This is a genomic window from Streptomyces sp. NPDC058985 (genome assembly GCF_042740985.1).
Classification (GTDB): domain Bacteria; phylum Actinomycetota; class Actinomycetes; order Streptomycetales; family Streptomycetaceae; genus Streptomyces.
In genome coordinates this window covers 216,427-234,783 of record NZ_JBHYJX010000009.1, presented here as the reverse complement: position 1 = coordinate 234,783, position 18,357 = coordinate 216,427, and the positions used below count along the sequence as shown (strand labels likewise).

The 18,357-nt window shown below is 70.9% G+C and carries 16 protein-coding genes and 2 tRNA genes; 13 read left to right on the top strand and 5 right to left on the bottom strand.

What is annotated here, in order from left to right:
• Nucleotides 1-138 precede the first annotated feature (138 nt).
• The 4 genes from ACFW01_RS11710 to ACFW01_RS11695 all read left to right on the top strand — a co-directional run bounded on the left by ACFW01_RS11710 (nt 139) and on the right by ACFW01_RS11695 (nt 4,079).
• Nucleotides 139-735, top strand: a complete 597-nt coding sequence (locus ACFW01_RS11710; RefSeq protein WP_234954816.1) for a M48 family metallopeptidase — start codon at nt 139-141, stop codon at nt 733-735.
• Between the two features lie 160 nt (nt 736-895).
• Nucleotides 896-2,614: a TerD family protein gene (locus tag ACFW01_RS11705; RefSeq protein ID WP_384503158.1), complete on the top strand. Its 1,719-nt coding sequence runs from the start codon at nt 896-898 to the stop codon at nt 2,612-2,614.
• A 13-nt stretch (nt 2,615-2,627) separates the two neighbouring features.
• Complete coding sequence (locus tag ACFW01_RS11700; protein WP_064729728.1) at nt 2,628-3,308, top strand: AIM24 family protein; 681 nt, start codon at nt 2,628-2,630, stop codon at nt 3,306-3,308.
• A gap of 15 nt (nt 3,309-3,323) precedes the next feature.
• Nucleotides 3,324-4,079: an AIM24 family protein gene (locus tag ACFW01_RS11695; protein ID WP_234954814.1), complete on the top strand. Its 756-nt coding sequence runs from the start codon at nt 3,324-3,326 to the stop codon at nt 4,077-4,079.
• 135 nt (nt 4,080-4,214) lie between these two features.
• Here the strand turns inward: ACFW01_RS11695 and ACFW01_RS11690 are convergent, their stop codons facing one another.
• The gene (locus ACFW01_RS11690; RefSeq protein ID WP_234954812.1) at nt 4,215-4,730 is read right to left on the bottom strand and encodes an NUDIX hydrolase; all 516 of its coding nucleotides are present in this window, start codon (nt 4,728-4,730) and stop codon (nt 4,215-4,217) included.
• Nucleotides 4,727-6,217, bottom strand: a complete 1,491-nt coding sequence (locus ACFW01_RS11685; RefSeq protein WP_384503155.1) for a zinc-dependent metalloprotease — start codon at nt 6,215-6,217, stop codon at nt 4,727-4,729. The genes ACFW01_RS11690 and ACFW01_RS11685 overlap by 4 nt, the downstream gene beginning before the upstream one ends.
• Before the next feature lie 192 nt (nt 6,218-6,409).
• Between ACFW01_RS11685 and ACFW01_RS11680 the strand changes: the two genes are divergently transcribed.
• The 4 genes from ACFW01_RS11680 to ACFW01_RS11665 all read left to right on the top strand — a co-directional run bounded on the left by ACFW01_RS11680 (nt 6,410) and on the right by ACFW01_RS11665 (nt 9,610).
• The gene (locus tag ACFW01_RS11680) at nt 6,410-7,531 is read left to right on the top strand and encodes an SDR family oxidoreductase (protein ID WP_234954808.1); all 1,122 of its coding nucleotides are present in this window, start codon (nt 6,410-6,412) and stop codon (nt 7,529-7,531) included.
• 139 nt (nt 7,532-7,670) lie between these two features.
• A complete protein-coding gene (locus ACFW01_RS11675; RefSeq protein ID WP_125491918.1) occupies nt 7,671-8,129 on the top strand; it encodes a molybdenum cofactor biosynthesis protein MoaE in 459 nt (152 codons plus the stop codon).
• Between the two features lie 170 nt (nt 8,130-8,299).
• Nucleotides 8,300-8,464: a hypothetical protein gene (locus ACFW01_RS11670; RefSeq protein WP_007444545.1), complete on the top strand. Its 165-nt coding sequence runs from the start codon at nt 8,300-8,302 to the stop codon at nt 8,462-8,464.
• Nucleotides 8,465-8,515: 51 nt separating this feature from the next.
• The gene (locus ACFW01_RS11665) at nt 8,516-9,610 is read left to right on the top strand and encodes a PDZ domain-containing protein (protein ID WP_234954806.1); all 1,095 of its coding nucleotides are present in this window, start codon (nt 8,516-8,518) and stop codon (nt 9,608-9,610) included.
• 16 nt (nt 9,611-9,626) lie between these two features.
• On the opposite strand, the gene ACFW01_RS11660 is transcribed toward ACFW01_RS11665, so the two are convergent.
• Nucleotides 9,627-10,169, bottom strand: coding sequence for a PPA1309 family protein (locus tag ACFW01_RS11660; RefSeq protein ID WP_384503152.1), 543 nt, complete (start codon nt 10,167-10,169; stop codon nt 9,627-9,629).
• 164 nt (nt 10,170-10,333) lie between these two features.
• Here ACFW01_RS11660 and ACFW01_RS11655 point away from each other — a divergent pair, with 164 nt between their 5' ends.
• From ACFW01_RS11655 to ACFW01_RS11640, 4 genes are all read left to right on the top strand, one after another.
• Complete coding sequence (locus ACFW01_RS11655; RefSeq protein ID WP_234955408.1) at nt 10,334-13,303, top strand: UPF0182 family protein; 2,970 nt, start codon at nt 10,334-10,336, stop codon at nt 13,301-13,303.
• An 84-nt stretch (nt 13,304-13,387) separates the two neighbouring features.
• Nucleotides 13,388-13,461 (top strand) — tRNA-Met (locus ACFW01_RS11650).
• A 240-nt stretch (nt 13,462-13,701) separates the two neighbouring features.
• A complete protein-coding gene (locus ACFW01_RS11645) occupies nt 13,702-15,513 on the top strand; it encodes a tetratricopeptide repeat protein (protein ID WP_384503150.1) in 1,812 nt (603 codons plus the stop codon).
• 78 nt (nt 15,514-15,591) lie between these two features.
• A tRNA-Met gene (locus tag ACFW01_RS11640) sits at nt 15,592-15,665 on the top strand.
• A 138-nt stretch (nt 15,666-15,803) separates the two neighbouring features.
• On the opposite strand, the gene ACFW01_RS11635 is transcribed toward ACFW01_RS11640, so the two are convergent.
• Entirely contained in the window at nt 15,804-16,220 is a 417-nt protein-coding gene (locus ACFW01_RS11635; RefSeq protein WP_125491922.1) for a Fur family transcriptional regulator, read from the bottom strand.
• A gap of 144 nt (nt 16,221-16,364) precedes the next feature.
• On the opposite strand from ACFW01_RS11635, the gene ACFW01_RS11630 reads away from it, so the two are divergent.
• Nucleotides 16,365-17,816 carry a catalase gene (locus ACFW01_RS11630; RefSeq protein WP_234954800.1) on the top strand — a complete coding sequence of 484 codons (1,452 nt, stop codon included), beginning with the start codon at nt 16,365-16,367 and terminating at the stop codon, nt 17,814-17,816.
• A gap of 113 nt (nt 17,817-17,929) precedes the next feature.
• Here ACFW01_RS11630 and ACFW01_RS11625 read toward each other — a convergent pair whose 3' ends face one another.
• Nucleotides 17,930-18,337, bottom strand: coding sequence for a cyclic nucleotide-binding/CBS domain-containing protein (locus ACFW01_RS11625; protein ID WP_161329940.1), 408 nt, complete (start codon nt 18,335-18,337; stop codon nt 17,930-17,932).
• Nucleotides 18,338-18,357: the final 20 nt, after the last annotated feature.

Below are 18,357 nucleotides of genomic sequence, written 5' to 3'. Positions count from 1 at the left end.
TTCGTCGTACAAGTCCGACGGGCAGCTCGGCGTACAACTCGGCCGTCCACCGCAGTCCTCTCGAAGGAGGCGCGGCGGATCGGCACCGAACCGTCCCGGAGCCGGGACTTCCCCGTGTGCAGCGGGTAACGTCGTGGCGTGTCCGCCGACCCACTGCACCGTGCCGGGGCGCCCCAGCGCACGCCCACGAATCCGCCGCCGAACGGCTCGGGGACGAGCGCGATCGAGGTCCGCAGGAGCACCCGGCGCCGCCGGACGGTCTCCGCGTACCGCGAAGGCGATCGCACCGTCGTGCTGATCCCCGCCCGGATGTCCGAGGCGGAGGAGCAACGCTGGGTGAGCGTGATGCTGGACAAGCTCGCCGCCCAGGAGAGCAAGCGGGTCCTCGGCGACGCCGAGCTGGCCGAGCGCGCGCAGCGGCTGTCGGGCCAGTACTTCGATGGGCGCGCGCGGCCCACCTCGGTCCGCTGGGTCACCAACCAGAACACCCGCTGGGGCTCCTGCACCCCCTCCGAGGGAAGCATCCGGTTGTCACACCGCCTCCAGGGCATGCCCGAGTACGTCGTCGACTACGTCCTGCTCCACGAACTGGCGCACCTGCTCGTCCCCGGCCACGGGCCCCGGTTCTGGCGGCTGCTGGAGGCGTATCCGCGCACCGAGCGGGCGCGGGGCTACTTGGAGGGCGTGGTCGCCGCGGAGCGGCTGCCGCACGTACCCGGCGCGCGCAACGAGTAGCCGGGCCCCGGTCGGGCCTCTGCCCCGGGCCCCCGGTCGGGCCTCCGACACGGTGGCGCACGGGTTTCGTACCGGGTCTGTACCGACTTCCTCCGGTGTCGGGCTTTGCCGTTAGCCTGTCGCGACGCACTCACATTCGGATGGGGGACGGTCGAAACGCATGGCCAGGGAATTTCAACGCGGCCACAAGGCCAGGATCAGTGACCTCACCGCGGGCACGGATCTGTACGTAGGCGTGCAGATCTCCGGCCCCGGACTGAGCTTCGACATCAGCTGCTTCGGTCTCGACGCCGAGGAGCGGTTGTCGGACGACCGGTACTTCGTGTTCTTCAACCAACCGAAGACCCCCGAGGAGTCCATCCAGCTCCTGGGTGCGCAGGCGGGCGACACGGAGTCCTTCCGGGTCACCCTCGACAGGATTCCGCAGGGCGTCCAGAAGCTGTCCTTCACGGCGACGATCGACGGCGCGGGACAGATGTCGCAGGTGGGGCCCGGTTACATCCGCATCGTCGCGGGCGGCGAGGAGGTGGCCCGGTACCCGTTCAACGGCTCCGAGTTCTCCACCGAGCGCGCGGTGATGCTGGGCGACTTCTATCTGAAGGACGTGTGGCGCTTCGCCGCCGTCGGCCAGGGCTTCGACGGCGGGCTGGACGCGCTGCTGCGCAACTTCGGCGGCGAGGTGGCCGAGGAGGAGGCACCCGAGCCGCAGGCGCAGCAGCCGCAGACCGGTGCCGCTCCCGGCTTCGCGCCGCCGCCCGCCCAGGCTTCGGCCCCGCCGGCCTTCGGCGCCCCCGCCGCACCGGCACCGGCGCCGACGCCGCCGCCCGCGCAGCCCGCGCCGCAGGGCTTCGCTCCCCCGCCCGCCGCCACCCCGCCACAGGCTCCCGCCCCGGATGTGCACGCCGCGCAGACCATCGTCGCGCCCATGCACACGCCGCCCGGCGGCGCCCCGGTACCGCCACCGGCCCCGGCGCCCGCGCCGCACGGCCAGGTCCCCGGCCAGACGGCGCCCCTGCCCCCCGGCTACGGCCAGCCCCAGGCACCTCAAGCCCCCCAGGCCCCACCCCCGCCGCACGGCTACGGACAGCCGACCCCGCCGCCCGGCCACGGTCAGCCGACCGCGCCCCCCGGCTACGGACAGCCCACCCCGCCTCCGGGCTACGGCCAGCAGGCCGCCCAGGGCGCACCCCAGGGAGTGCCCTCGGGCGCGCCGCAGGGCGCCGGCGTCACCGCGGCGCTCCAGCAGTTCCGCGAGACGGCGACCGGGCAGCGCTGGACCCAGCAGAACAAGAAGCTGGTCCGCGTCGACCTCGGCGCCGAAGGCCAGCCGGTGCTGGCGCGGCAGGGCAGCATGGTGCTCTACCAGGGCAAGGTCGACTTCAGCTACAAGGGCGCCGGGTTCGCCGGGCGGGTCGTGGGCAACGCGACCGGCCAGGAGATGCAGCTCATGCGCTGTACCGGCAAGGGACAGGTGTTTCTCGCGGACAACTCCGCGATGCTGCACCCCATCGAGCTTCAGGGCGACGCCGTGTGCGTCTCCGCGGAGAACGTCCTGGCCTTCGACGAGAGCCTCCACTACGAGGTCCGCCGCATCGAGGGGCACGGCATCCCCGGTGGCGCGCTGTTCACCATGCAGTTCCAGGGCACCGGCACGATCGTCGTCAAGACGCGCGGCGTGCCCGTCGTACTGCCGGTCACGCCCACGACGTTCGCCGACTGCAACGCGGTGGTCGCGTGGTCCGCCGCGGCCCAGGTGGTCGTCTCCAGCCAGGTGCGGATGCGCCGCAACTCCTACGCGGGCGACACCGGCGAGAGCGTCAACCTCCAGTTCCGGGCGGCGCCCGGCAGCTTCGTCGTCGTCCAGCCGTACGAGATCTGAGGGAGAGCCCGAGATGAACCAGCCGCTCGCGGGCTACGCCCCCGCACCCGTCACCGCCCGCATGGAGAACCACGGCAACCACATGCTGAAGGTCGCCATGCAGACCGGCAACGACCTCCTCGCGCGCGTGGGGTCGATGGTCGCCTATGAGGGCTTCGTCCAGTACGAGCCCAACCCGCCGGCCGTCCGCCAGATCGCCAAGGACTGGATGACCGGCGAGGGCGCGCCCCTCATGAAGTGCTCCGGCGACGGACTGCTCTACCTCGCCGACTACGGCGCCAACGTCGTCGTGATCAACCTCAACGGCGACGGGATCTCCGTCAACGCCACCAACCTCCTCGCCTTCGACGCCCACCTGACGTGGGGCGTGGAGCGGGTGAAGGGCCTCGCGAAGTTCGCCGGGCAGGGCCTGTGGAACACCAGGATCTCCGGGCAGGGCTGGGTCGCGCTCACCTCACGGGGCAAGCCGATCGTGGTCGACTGCGGCGGCGGTGAGGACGAGACGTACGTCGACCCGGACGCACTGGTCGCCTGGTCCCCGAACCTCAAGGTGAAGGGCAAGCGCAGCTTCAAGGCGCAGTCGCTGATCGGCCGCGGCAGCGGCGAGGCCTTCCAGATGGCCTTCTCCGGTCAGGGCATCGTCGTCGTCCAGCCCAGCGAGGACAGCACCGACCGCCTCCGGGCGCGGGGCTGAGGGGGAGCCACCATCATGCAGAGCCCGATTTTCGCCTACAACGACCAGCAGACCCAGGAAGCCTGGAGCCTGCAGAACAAGCACATGCTCCGTGTCGCCCTGGAGGGCCACGACGACGTGCTCGCCCGCAAGGGCACGATGGTCGCCTACCAGGGTCTCGTCGAGTTCGACGCCGAGTACCAGAGCAACAACCAGTCACGCGCGCGTGCGCACACCGGTGAGGGCCTGGACCTGATGCGCTGCCACGGCCAGGGCACGGTGTTCTTCGCCAACCTCGCCCAGTGCGTCCACGTGGTCGACGTCGACCAGGACGGTCTCACCGTCGACAGCAGCTACGTGCTGGCGATGGACTCGTCCCTGCACCACGAGGTCATCGCCGTGGACAGCCTCTACGGCATCTCCGGCTCGGGGAAGTACCAGCTCAACATCACGGGCCGCGGCAAGGTCGCCCTGATGACGTCGGGCGTGCCCCTGTTCATGCAGGTGACGCCGGAGAAGTACGTCAACTGCGACGCCGACGCGATCGTCGCCTGGTCCACCGGCCTCCGGGTGCAGATGCAGGCCCAGACGCACTCCTCCGGGGTGTGGCGGCGCCGAGGCAACACCGGCGAGGGCTGGGAGCTGAGCTTCATGGGCAGCGGCTTCGCGCTCGTCCAGCCCAGCGAGCTGCTGCCGCCGCAGAACGCCCAGGTCGGCTCCGGTGTCGCGGCCCAGTACGGCATGGGCCAGCAGGGGGCGCGAGGGCAGAACCAGGGCAACGTCTGGAGCTGAGCGCGCGGCGTGTGCCGTAGGGAGCGTCGGTAAGGGGTGATCGCCTGGCGGTCACCCCTTACGGCTGTGCGGTCGTCCTGTACGGCTGCCGCCACCCCACGGCCGTGGCGGTCGCTCCCGTACGTCCCGCACGGCTCAGATCCGTGCGAGCGTCGCCTCCAGCAGACGTACCACCGAGTCGTCGGCGACCTCCGCGACCTCCGCGTACGGGAACCAGCGCAGGTCGAGGGACTCGTCGCTGATCGCCTCCACGGCCCCGGCCGGTGCCACCGCCGCGTACTGGACGTCGAGGTGCCAAGCGCAGGGCGTGTGGTGCCGGTCCAGCCGCACCGGGCCACCGGGGGCCAGCGCCAGGCCGTCGATGCCTGACTCCTCGGTGGCCTCGCGCAGGGCAGCCCGCGCCAGCGTCGCGTCGACGGGTTCGCAGTGGCCGCCCATCTGGAGCCACATCCGCATCTTCTTGTGCAGGGTCAGCAGGACCCGCCCGCGTGAGGGGTCGATCACCAGCGCGCTCGCCGTGATGTGCCCGTCCCCGCACGCCTTCCATACGCCGTCCGGGTGGGCGGCCAGATGGTCCAGATAGACCTGACGCAGCTCGTCCTGGCCCTGGTGACCCTTCAGGACCAGGACCGCGTCGTCATGGAGGCTCACTCGGTGTCGTCGCCCTTGCCCTCGGCCTTCCCGTCGGCGGCGTCGTCCCGGCCCTTCTCGTCCGGGCCCTTCCCGTCCTGGCCCGGCGCGTCCTTCTTCTTCAGGTCGGGCTTGCCGGCCGCCTCGCCGAGCATCTTGTCCAGCTCGGAGAAGTCGAGCTGCTCGCGGTGGACGAAGCCGTCCGGGTCGTTCAGGTCGTCGGCGGTCGGCAGCATGTCCGGGTGGGCCCACAGGCCGTCCCGGCCGTCGACGCCGCGCGCGTCCGTGAGGGAGGCCCACAGGCGGGACGCGTCCCGCAGCCGGCGGGGGCGCAGCTCCAGACCGATCAGCGTGGCGAAGGTCTGCTCCGCCGGGCCGCCGGAGGCGCGACGGCGGCGCAGCGTCTCGCGCAGCGCGTCGGCCGAGGACAGCCTGGGCTTGGCGGCGGAGTGCACCACCGCGTCCACCCAGCCCTCGACGAGCGCCAGGGCCGTCTCCAGCCGGGCCAGGGCCGCCTTCTGCTCCGGCGTGTCCTCCGGCTGGAACATGCCCTGCTGGAGCGCCTCCTGCAGCTGCTCGGGGTTCTGCGGGTCGAACTGCCCGACCACGTCCTCCAGCTTGGCCGTGTCGACCTTGATGCCACGGGCGTACCCGTCGACGGCGCCGAACAGGTGCGAGCGCAGCCACGGCACGTGCGCGAAGAGACGCTGGTGGGCAGCCTCACGCAGGGCGAGGTACAGCCGCACCTCCTCCTGCGGCACGCCGAGGTCCTGACCGAAGGCCTCGATGTTCGCCGGCAGCAGCGCGGCCTTGCCCGCCGGACCGAGCGGGAGGCCCACGTCGGTCGAACCGACGACCTCGCCGGCGAGCACGCCGACGGCCTGGCCGATCTGCGTGCCGAACATGGCGCCGCCCATGGACCGCATCATGCCGATCAGCGGGCCCGCCATGGCCTGCATCTCCTCCGGCAGCACGTCGCCCATGGCGTTGCCGACGCGCTCGGCGACCGGGTCGACCAGCTCCCGCCAGGCCGGCAGAGTCGCCTCGACCCACTCCGCACGGCTCCAGGCCACCGCGGTGCCCGAGCCCGACGGGAGCGCGGTCGCGTCGTCCAGCCACAGGTCGGCCAGGCGCACGGCCTCCTGGACCGCATTGCGCTCGGCGGGGCCGACGCTGGCGTCCTTGCGGCCGTCCGGCGTGCCCTGCGAGACCGTCTGGCGGGCGATCTGCTTGGCCATGTCCCAGTTCACCGGGCCGCCCTCGTAGGAGAGCATCTGGCCCAGCTGCTGGAACGCGGCGCCCAGGTCGTTGGGGTTCATGGAACCGAACATGGCAGCGAACGGGTTGTCCGCACCGGGGCCACCCAGGCCACCGGCTCCGGGCATCCCGAATCCGAACGGGTTGGCCGGTCCCTGACCACCGCCGCTCTGCTGGTCCTTCTTCTTGCCCTCGTCGCCGTCGTCCGGCTCCTCCGGCGGAAGGCCGAATCCGAATGGGGTGTCACTCACGGGGTTCCTCGGCTGGTAGGGCCGCCGGTTCTTTCCGGCGGCACGGCTGCCCGACTTCACCACCCAGCGTAGACACCCGGGGCGGTTCGGGCCTCGGTGCTTCGCCGACTGACGGCCTGCGGCAGGATGGATGCCACCTGGTACGCACGCGTCGCTCGCGCTCGTACTGAAGACAACCGCTGGAGACGCCCGGTGAGTTCCCCAGATCCGCAGGTTCGCGCAGCGCGAAACCAGTCAACCAGTTCCCTCCGCCCCGGCGCGCGCGGACCCGTGGTCGCGGTCACCGGTGCCGCGTCCGGGGTCGGGGCGCTGCTCACCGCGCGGCTGGCCGCGTCCGACGAGGTCAGACAGGTCGTGGCCATCGACGAGCGACGCGGCGAGTGCGAGGCGGCACGGTGGCAGATCCTGGACGTACGGGACCCCGCCATCGCGGAGAAACTCCGTGGTGCGGACGTCGTGGTGCACCTGGCGCTCGACCTCGACCTGGAGACCGACGCGGCCGCCCGGACGGCTTACAACGTCCGGGGGACGCAGACCGTCCTGACCGCCGCCGCGGCGGCCGGCGTCCACCGGGTCGTGCTCTGCACCTCGGCGATGGTCTACGGCGCCCTCCCGGACAACGAGCTGCCGCTGTCGGAGGACGCCGAGCTGCGCGCCACGGCCGAGGCGACGGGCGTCGGGGACCTGCTGGAGATCGAACGGCTGGCCCGGCGCGCCCCGCGGGCGCACCCCGGACTCAACGTGACCGTCGTCCGGCCCGCGGTACTGGTCGGAGGCATGGACACCGCGCTGACCAGGTACTTCGAGTCGCCCCGACTTCTTGTGGTGGCCGGTTCGCGGCCGGCCTGGCAGTTCTGCCACGTCGAGGACCTGTGCAGCGCCCTGGAGTACGCCGTCCTGGAGAAGGCCGACGGCGAGCTGGCCGTGGGGTGCGACGGCTGGCTGGAACAGGAGGAGGTCGAGGAGCTGAGCGGCGTCCGGCGCATGGAGCTGCCGTCCGCGGTCGCCCTCGGCGCGGCGGCCCGGCTGCACCGGATCGGACTGACACCCTCCCCGGCCGGTGACCTGGCGTACACGATGTACCCCTGGGTGGTGAGCGGCAGCCGGCTGCACGACGCGGGATGGCGGCCGAAGTACACCAACGAGGAGGTGCTCTCGGAGCTGCTGGACGAGGTCTCCGGACGGCACACCGTCGCCGGGCGCCGCCTCGGCCGCAAGGACGCGACGGCCGCGGGAGCCGCGGGCGCGACGGTGGCGCTGCTGGGCGCGGCGGCGGTGGTACGGCGGGCCCGCAAGGCCCGGCGCCGCATCTGACGTCCCGGGCCACCGCGCGGGCGCCGCATCCGGCGTCCGCGGTGGACGGCACCCCTGTAGGACGCTCCAACGCGGTACGCGCGCGTGCCGGGCGATCACGCTATTCCGTGTCGTCCGCGACGTGCGGCACGATGGGCGTATGGCAACCAACGACCACCCCGGTGAGCTGGCCGCAGCGGACCCCGTCAAGCTGATCGGCGTCCGCGAGACCCCCCTGTCCGTGGACGAGGTCTTCCGGGCCGTCGGGGACGACGCGGCCGGCGGGACCGCGCTGTTCGTGGGGACCGTCCGCAACCACGACGGGGGCACCGATGTCGACCGGCTCGGGTACTCGTGCCACCCCAGCGCCGAGGCCGAGATGCGCCGCATCGCCGAGAAGGTCGTCGCGGAGTACCCCGTACGGGCGCTCGCCGCGGTCCACCGCGTGGGGGACCTGGAGGTCGGGGATCTCGCCGTGGTCGTCGCCGTCTCCTGCCCGCACCGGGGTGAGGCCTTCGACGCCTGCCGGAAGCTGATCGACGACCTGAAGCACGAGGTGCCGATCTGGAAGCACCAGACGTTCTCCGACGGCACCGAGGAGTGGGTGGGCGCCTGCTGAAGGGTGCCGCCGACCCCCTCCTGGCCCTACCGTTCCCCCCTCCCGGCCCTGCCGTTCCCCCCACCCGGCTCCGGTTGCGTAACCCGCCCCCCGGCGTGAGCGTTGTCACTGCGGATGGTTAATCTGCTGATCAGTCAGTTGCGGACGTTCATGGGGCTGGGAGGTCGGGCATGGCAGCGCTTGCCTGGTTGCTGATTCCGCTTGTGGCCGCCGTCGGTGCCGGGCTGTGGGGCAGTTGGGCCAACCGCACCCGCAAGGCCCGCAGCGACGGTCCCGAACTGGACGGGTACGCCCGGTTCCGCGAGGCCATGGAGAAGCCCCGCACCGGTGCCTGAGGGGACCCGCCCTGACGGTGTTCCGACAGCCGCGTCCCGTACTGTCGTGCCATGCCACGCCGCACTGCGACGATGCTCGCCTCCACCCTGATGCTGATCGCGATCCTGTGCGCGGGTGTGTTCATCCCCGTGCCCTACTCGGAGATGTCACCCGGGCCGACAGTGAACACCCTCGGGGACCACGACGGCGAGCCGGTGCTGCAGATCTCCGGCCGCAAGACCTATGAGGCGAGCGGTCACCTGAACATGACCACCGTCCGGGTCACCAGCGCCGAGTACAAGATGAACCTCGTGGAGGCGGTCTACGGCTGGCTGGCGCACGACAACAGTGTGGTGCCCCACGACACGATCTACCCGGACGGCAAGACCGAGGAAGAGGCCACCCAGGAGAACGCCGAGGAGTTCAGCCAGTCCCAGGAGAGCGCGAAGGTCGCCGCCCTGGAGGCGCTCGACATCCCGGTGAAGTCCTCGGTGGTCGTCTCCACGGTCGTCAAGGACTCCCCGTCGCAGGGCAGGCTGCACGCCGGTGACGTGATCAGGGCCGTGGACGGTACGACGGTCAAGGAGCCCGCCGACGTCGCCGAGCTGGTGACCAAGCACAAGCCCGGAGAGGACGTCGTCTTCACGATCGTGCCCGCCGACGAGCAGGCCGACGCGGAGAAGGAGCGCCGGACGCCCACGAAGACGGAGCAGGTCAAGATCACCACCGAGGCCTCCGACGACAAGGGGGAGAAGCGGGCCATCGTCGGCATCTCCGCCGGGACCGACCACACGTTCCCGTTCTCCATCGACATCAAGCTGGCCGACGTCGGCGGTCCGAGCGCCGGCCTGATGTTCGCCCTCGGCATCTACGACAAGCTCACGCCGGGCGACCTCACCGGCGGCAGCTTCGTCGCCGGCACCGGGACGATCGACGACACCGGCAAGGTCGGTCCGATCGGCGGCATCAGCATGAAGACCATCGGCGCGCGCGGCAAGGGCGCCCAGTACTTCCTGACGCCCGCCGACAACTGCGCGACCGCCGCCGCGGACGTCCCCGACGGGCTCACCCTCGTGAAGGTGGACACCATCGACGACGCCCTCGGCGCGCTGCGCGACATCCGCTCCGGGAAGACCTCCGACCTGCCCGAGTGCGCGAAGGGGTAGCCGGCGGGCGGCCGGGCTACTCGGCGAAGGTCGCGGTCAGCGCCTGGGCCAGACCCGGCACCAGGTCGGAACCGGTGAGCACCTCGGTGGCGGAGTCCTTCTCGCGCAGCCGCAGGGCCGAGTCGCGGGCACCGTCGCGCAGCACCGCGACCGTCATGCGGACCTCCTGACGGTCCGGGTGCTCCGCCACCCACCGCGCCAGCCCCGCCTCGTTCAGGCCCTCCGGAACCTGAGCCTCGGCGGACGGCGGCAGCATCAGGCGTTCCACGGCGAGCGCGCAGCCGACCACCGCGTCGGGCCAGGCGATGGTGCCCAGGAAGTCGTCGAGCGGCTGGTCCGTTGGAATCTCGTCCTGCTCGATCGGGGTCAGGCCGGAAGTGTCCGGTTCGTCCTGAAGGCCGAGCCGGTCCGCGAGTGAGGGCTGATCGGTCCTCAGCCGCGCGGTGTCGACAAGTGCAAAAAGGCGTGCGGGCTGGTCCCAGCCGAGCCCGGAGACGTACTCGTCGATCTCGAGTACGGCCCGGGTGAGGGGGCTCGCAGCCATGGGGGTGTTGGACATGGTCACAATCCTGCCTCGTTACTGGCCCGAATCGGGAACCGAGTAAACGATGAGTAAGTTGCATAAGTGTGGGCCCTCGATCACGGGGGCCCACGGGGGGCCCGCGAACCCGAGGGCCTGACGGATCAACAGCGAACTTCGAGGTGCGCACCTTGGCTTTCCAGATGCCGGACCGCGGCGGAGGCCCCCCGTCGGGGCCGCGGATCAGAGTGGGCCGCCCGTCCCGGCGTGTCCGAACCCTGCTGCTGACACTTGGTGTCCTCGCAGTGCTCCTCATGGCGTTCACCATGTTCGCCGGGTTCTGGACGGACTGGCTCTGGTACAAGTCGGTCAACTACTCGTCGGTGTTCACGACGACCCTGTGGACCAAGATCGGGCTTTTCTTCGTCTTCGGCCTGCTGATGGCGCTCGCCGTCGGGTTCAACATCTGGTTGGCCCACCGCCTGCGCCCGCCGCTCAGCGCCATGTCGATGGAGCAGCAGAACCTCGACCGGTACCGGATGGGCATCGCCCCGTACAAGAAGTGGCTGCTGCTCGGCATCACCGCGCTGGTCGGCCTGATCGCCGGCGCCTCGGCGTCCGGTCAGTGGCGGACCTGGCTGATGTGGGTCAACGGCGTGTCCTTCGGGCAGAAGGACCCCCAGTTCAAGCTGGACGTCTCCTTCTACGCGTTCGACCTGCCCTGGTACCGGTTCCTGCTCGGCTTCGGCTTCGCCGCCGTGATCATCTCGGTGATCGCCGCCGCGCTCACGCACTACCTGTACGGCGGGCTGCGCGTCACCAGCCCGGGCGCGCGCGCCACGGCCGCCGCCACCGGACACCTGTCGGTGCTCCTCGGCGTCTTCGTCGCCCTCAAGGCGGTCGCCTACTGGCTGGACCGGTACGGGCTGGCGGTGAAGTCCAGCGACTTCAAGGCGACCGACAGCTGGACCGGCCTCAGGTACGTCGACGCCAACGCCTACCTGCCGGCCAAGACCATCCTGTTCTGCATCGCCGTCATCTGCGCGCTGCTGTTCTTCGCCACCCTGTGGCGGCGCACCTGGCAGCTGCCCGTGATCGGCTTCGGCCTGATGGTCCTCTCCGCCATCCTCATCGGCGGCCTGTACCCGGCACTGGTCCAGAAGTTCCAGGTCCAGCCGAACGAGCAGGCCAAGGAAGCGCCGTACGTCGAGAAGAACCTGGCGGCCACGCGCGAGGCCTACGGCATCCAGGGCACCCAGGTCTCCGACTATCCGGGAGTGGCCGAGACCAAGGACAAGACCAAGCTCCGGGACGACGCGAATGCCGCCGCGTCCATCCGGATCATGGACCCGAACGTCATCTCGCCCACGTTCCAGCAGCTCCAGCAGATGCGTAACTACTACGCGTTCCCGACCAACCTCGACGTCGACCGCTACTCCAAGGACGGCAAGGACCAGGACACGGTCATCGGTCTGCGCGAGCTGAACCTGGCCGGCATCCCGAAGAAGAACTGGATCAACAACCACTTCCGCTACACCCACGGCTACGGCGTGGTCGCGGCCAAGGGCACGGCGGTCGACTCCGAGGGACGCCCGGTCTTCACGGAGTCCGACCTGCCGTCCAAGGGCGACCTGGGCACGTACGAGCAGCGGGTCTACTACGGCGAGAAGACCACCACGTACTCGATCGTCGGCGGTCCCCAGAAGGAGATCGACTACTCCGACGACTCGGGGGAGAAGACCTTCAGCTACAAGGGGGACGGCGGGGTCGACCTGTCCAGCCCGGTCAACCGCGCGGCGTACGCGGCGGCGTTCAGCGAGCCGCAGATCCTCTACTCCGGTGCGATCGGCGAGGGTTCGAAGATCCTCTACAACCGCACGCCCAAGGAGCGCGTCGAGGCGGTCGCCCCGTGGCTGACCATCGACGGCGACGCCTACCCGGCGGTGGTGAACGGCCGTATCCAGTGGATCGTCGACGCGTACACCACGACGAACGGCTATCCCTACGCCTCCCGTACGACGCTCGGCGACACCACGGCGGACTCGCTGACCGCGGCCAACGACCAGCGCGCGGTGGTGGCCCAGGAGAACCAGGTCAACTACATCCGCAACAGCGTGAAGGCGACCGTCGACGCGTACAGCGGTGACGTGAAGCTGTACCAGTGGGACACCCAGGATCCGGTCCTCAAGACCTGGATGAAGGCGTTCCCCGACACGGTGCAGGGCAAGGACGAGATCTCCAAGGACCTGATGGAGCATCTGCGCTACCCGCAGGACCTGTTCAAGGTCCAGCGCGAGCTGCTCACGCGCTACCACGTGAAGGACGCCAACACGTTCCTCAGCGGCAGCGAGGTGTGGCAGGTGCCGGACGACCCGACCAACAAGTCGGGCGACGCGGTGCCGCCGTACTACCTGAGCATGAAGATGCCCGACCAGAAGCAGCAGGCGTTCTCGCTGACGACGACGTTCACGCCCAACGGACGTGACAACCTCAGCGCGTTCATGGCGGTCGACGCCGAGGCGGGAACCAACGGCTACGGGAAGATCAGAATCCTCAAACTGCCCACCAGCACGACCGTCAACGGACCGAAACAGGTCCAGAGTCAGCTGAACTCGGAGCAGGACATCGCCGAGACCATCCGGCTGCTGAGAGGCGGCGACTCGGAGGTCGAGTACGGCAACCTGCTGACCGTGCCGCTCGACGGCGGGCTGCTGTACGTCGAGCCGGTCTACGTCCGCGGTGGCGACCTCAAGTACCCCTTGCTGCGCAAGGTGCTGGTGAGCTACGGCGGCAACACGGCCTTCGAGAACACGCTCGACGAAGCCCTCAACAAGGTCTTCGGAGCGCAGGCGGCCGAACCGGAGCCACCGGAGGACACCGGCGAGGACCCCGGCCAGGACACGACGGAGCCACCGCCGACGTCCACCAACCCGACGGTCCGGGAAGCGCTCACTGACGCGCAGGAGGCCTTCGACGCCGGCCAGAAGGCGCTGGAGCAGAAGGACCTGACCGCGTACGCCGAGGCGCAGAAGGACCTGGAGGAGGCGCTGCAGCGCGCCGAGGACGCACAGGCCAAGGCGGACCAGGGCACCGGGGACAAGAACGGGGACGACAAGGCCAGTCCCGGCGCCTCCGCGAGCGAGGAGGCCGGCGGAGGCTCGGACACCGGCTGACACCCGGTGGCGGTGCCGCTGCCGACCGGCGTTCGAGCTGGTCAAAGCCCATCCCGCGCCGTGCTAGGGTTGTGAACACAACGGCGCGGGGTGGAGCAGCTCGGTAGCTCGCTGGGCTCATAACCCAGAGGTCGCAGGTTCAAATCCTGTCCCCGCTACTGAAATCGTGGGCCATGCGCACACGACCTCGAAGGCCCGGATCCCAAAAGGGATCCGGGCCTTCTCTGGTGTGCGAACGCATGTGCCGGTGAGCGCGACGGCCGCGCCGCCAGGGGGAGTTGGGCCGATCTGTGTTTGACTTGTCGTCCTGTGGGCATGTCGACAAAACGCTGAAGTGACCTCACTGGCTGCGGTATACCGGGTGTACCAAGGTTGCAGGTGGTGCGACGATGAACGTTATGGGGGACATGGCAAATCTGTTCGGGACAGGGCGTTTTGCGCCGCCGTCCGGTCAGGAGGAGGCCACGGACGAGGCTCAGGAGGCCGCCGACGAGGCCGCGGAGGAAGTGCGCCTGCGGCTGGCCGTCGACGGCGGTGACGTCGAGGCGATGAGCATGCTCGGCGCGATGCTGCTGCGCCGGGGCGACTTCGACGGAGCCGAGTCGCAGCTGCGGGCCGCCACGGCGGCCGGTGACCGGGCGGCCGCGAACAACCTCGGCGTTCTGCTGCACCAGCGCGGATACGCCGACGAGGCCGCGGGCTGGTGGCGGATCGCCGCGGTCGCCGGATCCGCGGCCGCCGCTCACGCGCTGGGGCGGCACTTCCGCGAGCGCGGGGACGAGCCCGCCGCGGAGTACTGGCTGTGCCAGTCCGCCGAGCAGGGGCACGTCCTGGGCGCCTATGCCCTCGCCGACCTGCTGGAGCACCGCGGCGACGACGCCGGGGCCGGGCGCTGGATGCGGGCCGCCGCCGAGCGCGGGCACCGGGAGGCCGCGTACCGGCTGGCGCGGACGCTGGACCGCGGCGCCGGGCCGGACCGCGCCGGCGACGACGCGGCCGCCGCCGGCGAGGAGGTCGAGCAGTGGTACCGGCAGGCCGCCGCACGCGGTCACCGGCGGGCCGCGCTGCACCTCGGGACGATCCTGGAGAAGCGGGGCGAACTGAAGGAGGCCGGCCGCTGGTACCTCACGTCCGCCAAGGAGGGCGAAGCTCGCGCGGCCTGCGCGCTGGGCTTCCTGCTGCGCGACGCCGGGGACACCGAGAGCGCCGCCGTGTGGTGGCTGCGCGCCGCCCAGGACGGCGACGGCAACGCCGCCAACGCCCTGGGTGCGCTGCACGCCGAGCGCGGCGAGACCCAGACCGCCGAACGCTGGTACCGGGCCGCGATGGATGCCGGGGACGACAACGGGGCGTACAACCTCGGCCTGCTCTGCGCCGAGCAGGGCCGCACCGCGCAGGCCGAGCAGTGGTACCGCCGGGCCGCGTACGCCGGGCACCGGGAGGCGTCCAACGCGCTCGCCATCCTGCTGCTGCGCGGCGGTGACGAGACCGGCGCGGAGCCGTGGTTCTCCAAGGCGGCCGAGGCGGGCAGCGTGGACGCCGCCTTCAACCTCGGGATCCTGCACGCGGGCCGGGGCGCCGAGCGGACGGCGCTGCGCTGGTACGAGCGGGCCGCGGCCGCCGGGCACACGGAGGCGGCGCTGCAGGTCGGCATGGCCCGCCTGCGTGCCGGGGACGAGCGCGAGGCGGAACGGTTCCTGCGGTGCGCGGCGGGGGGCGGCAGCGCGGAGGCCGCGTACCGGCTGGCGACCGTGCTGGACGCGCGCCGGCCGCCCGCGCCCGCGCACGAGCTGGGCGAGCAGGCGCAGGAGAAGTCGGAGTGCGAGGAGTGGTACGAGCGGGCGGCCTCCCAGGGTCACCGCCGGGCCCAGGTGCGGGTCGGGATGCTCGCCGCGGCGCGGGGCGACGTGGTGGAGGCGGCGCGGTGGTACCGGGAGGCGGCCGAGGCCGGGTCCCGCAACGGCGCGTTCAACCTGGGCCTGCTGCTGGCCCGCGAGGGCAGCGAGCCCGAGGCCGTCGTGTGGTGGCGCCGCGCGGCCGACGCCGGTCACGGACGGGCCGCGCTGCGGCTGGCGCTGGTCTGCGCGCGACGGGGGGAACTGGCGGAGGGGCAGCGCTGGGCGGACCGGGCGGTGTCGCTGGGCCCGGCAGAGGTGGGCGAACGGGCGGCCCGGCTGCGCGACGCCCTGCGGCAGGAGCTGTCGGCCTGAGGCCTGTCCCCGGCGGGACGCCGGGGCGGAAGCGATTTGCTTCTCGTCGTGGGGGTGACGTAATGTTCCATTCATCGACGCGGGGTGGAGCAGCTCGGTAGCTCGCTGGGCTCATAACCCAGAGGTCGCAGGTTCAAATCCTGTCCCCGCTACTGAAGGCCGAGGGCCGGAATCCGAAAGGTTTCCGGCCCTCGGTGCGTTCACGGCGAGCACGGGGGCGAAGCCCCGGTCGCGGTCATGACGAAGCCCCGGCGCCATCGGTGCCGGGGCTTCGTGCGTGCTGGTGGGACCTATGCCGCCGCGCAGTTCGGGCAGGTGCCGCGGTAGGTCACCTCGACGTCCGAGACGGTGAAGCCGAAGCGCTCCGAGTCGGGGAGGTCGGCCATCGGGTTGCCCGTCGGGTGGACGTCGCGGATCGCGCCGCACTGGGCGCAGACCAGGTGGTGGTGCGGCGTGTGCGCGTTCGGGTCGTAGCGCTTGGCGCGCTTGTCCGTCGCGACCTCCAGCACCTCACCGAGCGAGACCAGCTCGCCCAGCGTGTTGTAGACCGTCGCCCGGGAGATCTCCGGGAGCCTGCCCACGGCCCTGGCGTGCACCTCGTCGGCCGTCAGATGGACGTGTTCGCCGTCGAGGACCTCGGCCACGACGCGTCGTTGCGCGGTCATGCGCCATCCGCGACCGCGCAACCGTTCCAGTAGGTCACTCATACAGACCAGCCTAGCAGCTAGGGGGACCAGGTCCCGAACAGGTGTGACTTTGGAGCCGTACTTGACTTAGACATTGTCCATTGTAGGATCGAGAACGGCATTAGCCAAGGGACAGGTTTTGCAGGATTGGCGCAGGAGGCGTACGTGACTCAGGGACCGCTCACTACGGAAGCCGGTGCACCGGTGGCCGACAACCAGAACAGCGAGACCGCGGGCGTCGGCGGCCCCGTGCTCGTCCAGGACCAGCTCCTCCTCGAGAAGCTGGCCCACTTCAACCGGGAGCGCATCCCGGAGCGGGTCGTGCACGCCCGCGGCGCCGGCGCGTACGGCACCTTCACCGTCACCGCCGACGTCACCCCGTACACCCGCGCGAAGTTCCTCTCCGAGGTGGGCAAGGAGACGGAGACCTTCCTCCGCTTCTCCACCGTGGCCGGCAACCTGGGCGCGCCCGACGCCGTCCGGGACCCGCGCGGTTTCGCGCTGAAGTTCTACACCGAAGAGGGCAACTACGACCTCGTCGGCAACAACACCCCGGTGTTCTTCATCAAGGACGCCATCAAGTTCCCCGACTTCATCCACACCCAGAAGCGCGACCCGTACACCGGCAGCCAGGAGGCGGACAACGTCTGGGACTTCTGGGGCCTGTCGCCCGAGTCGACGCACCAGGTGACCTGGCTCTTCGGCGACCGCGGCATCCCGGCGTCGTACCGCCACATGGACGGCTTCGGCTCGCACACCTACCAGTGGAGCAACGAGGCCGGCGAAGCCTTCTGGGTGAAGTACCACTTCAAGACGGACCAGGGCATCAAGACCCTCACCCAGGCCGAGGCCGACAAGCTCGCCGGTGCGGACCCCGACTCGCACCAGCGCGACCTGCGTCAGGCGATCGAGCGGGGCGAGTTCCCCTCCTGGACCGTCGGCGTGCAGATCATGCCCGTCGCCGAGGCGGCGAAGTACCGCTTCAACCCGTTCGACCTGACCAAGGTGTGGCCGCACGCGGACTACCCGGTCATCGAGTTCGGCAAGCTGGAGCTCAACCGCAACCCGGAGAACGTCTTCGCCGAGGTCGAGCAGTCGATCTTCTCCCCGTCGCACTTCGTGCCCGGCATCGGCCCGTCCCCGGACAAGATGCTCCAGGGCCGCCTCTTCGCGTACGGCGACGCCCACCGCTACCGCGTCGGCATCAACGCCGACCACCTCCCGGTGAACCGCCCGCACGCCACCGAGGCGCGCACCAACTCCCGTGACGGCTTCCTGTACGACGGCCGCCACAAGGGCGCGAAGAACTACGAGCCGAACAGCTTCGGCGGCCCGTTCCAGACGGACCGCGCGCTGTGGCAGCCGGTCGCGGTCTCCGGTGTCACCGGCGAGACCGAGGCTCCGTCGCACGCCGAGGACAACGACTTCGTCCAGGCGGGCAACCTCTACCGGCTGATGACGGAGGAGGAGAAGGGGCGGCTGATCGACAACCTGGCCGGCGCCCTCTCCGGTGTCTCGCGCGACGACATCGTCGAGCGCGCGGTGAACAACTTCCGTCAGGCCGACGGTGACTTCGGCAAGCGGCTGGAGGCCGCGGTCCAGGCCCTGCGCGGCTGACGTCCAGCACTGGACCGCTTGTCGCGGCGGCGGGCCGGATCCCCGGGTACGGGGGTCCGGCCCGTTTCGTCGTTCGGCCCGTCCAGCGTTCAGCCCGTCGGCCCGTCAGGCCGTCAGGCCGTCACCGCCGGGGCGCCCGGCCGCGAACGCTCCGGCGCCCAGCAGCGGATGATGTCGCGCACCGAGACGATGCCGGCCGGCTCGCCGCCCTCGAGCACGATGAGGTGGCGGAAGCCGCCGTGCGCCATCGCCGCGGCCGCCTCCTCCACGGTCCAGGACGGTGCGGCGAAGACGACGTCGGTGGTGGTGTGGGCGTGGGCGCGCTCGGTGTCCGGGTCCTGGCCCTGGCCCACGGAGACCAGGACGTCGCGTTCGGTGAGGATGCCGATGCCGTCGGCGTCGGGGTCGTACACCACGGCCGCGCCGACGCCGCGTGCGGACATCAGGGCGGCCGACTGACGGAGTGTGTGGGCGGGGCCGATGGTGAGGACTACCTTGCTCATGACTTCGCGGACGAGCATGGGGTGGAGCCACCTCCTGC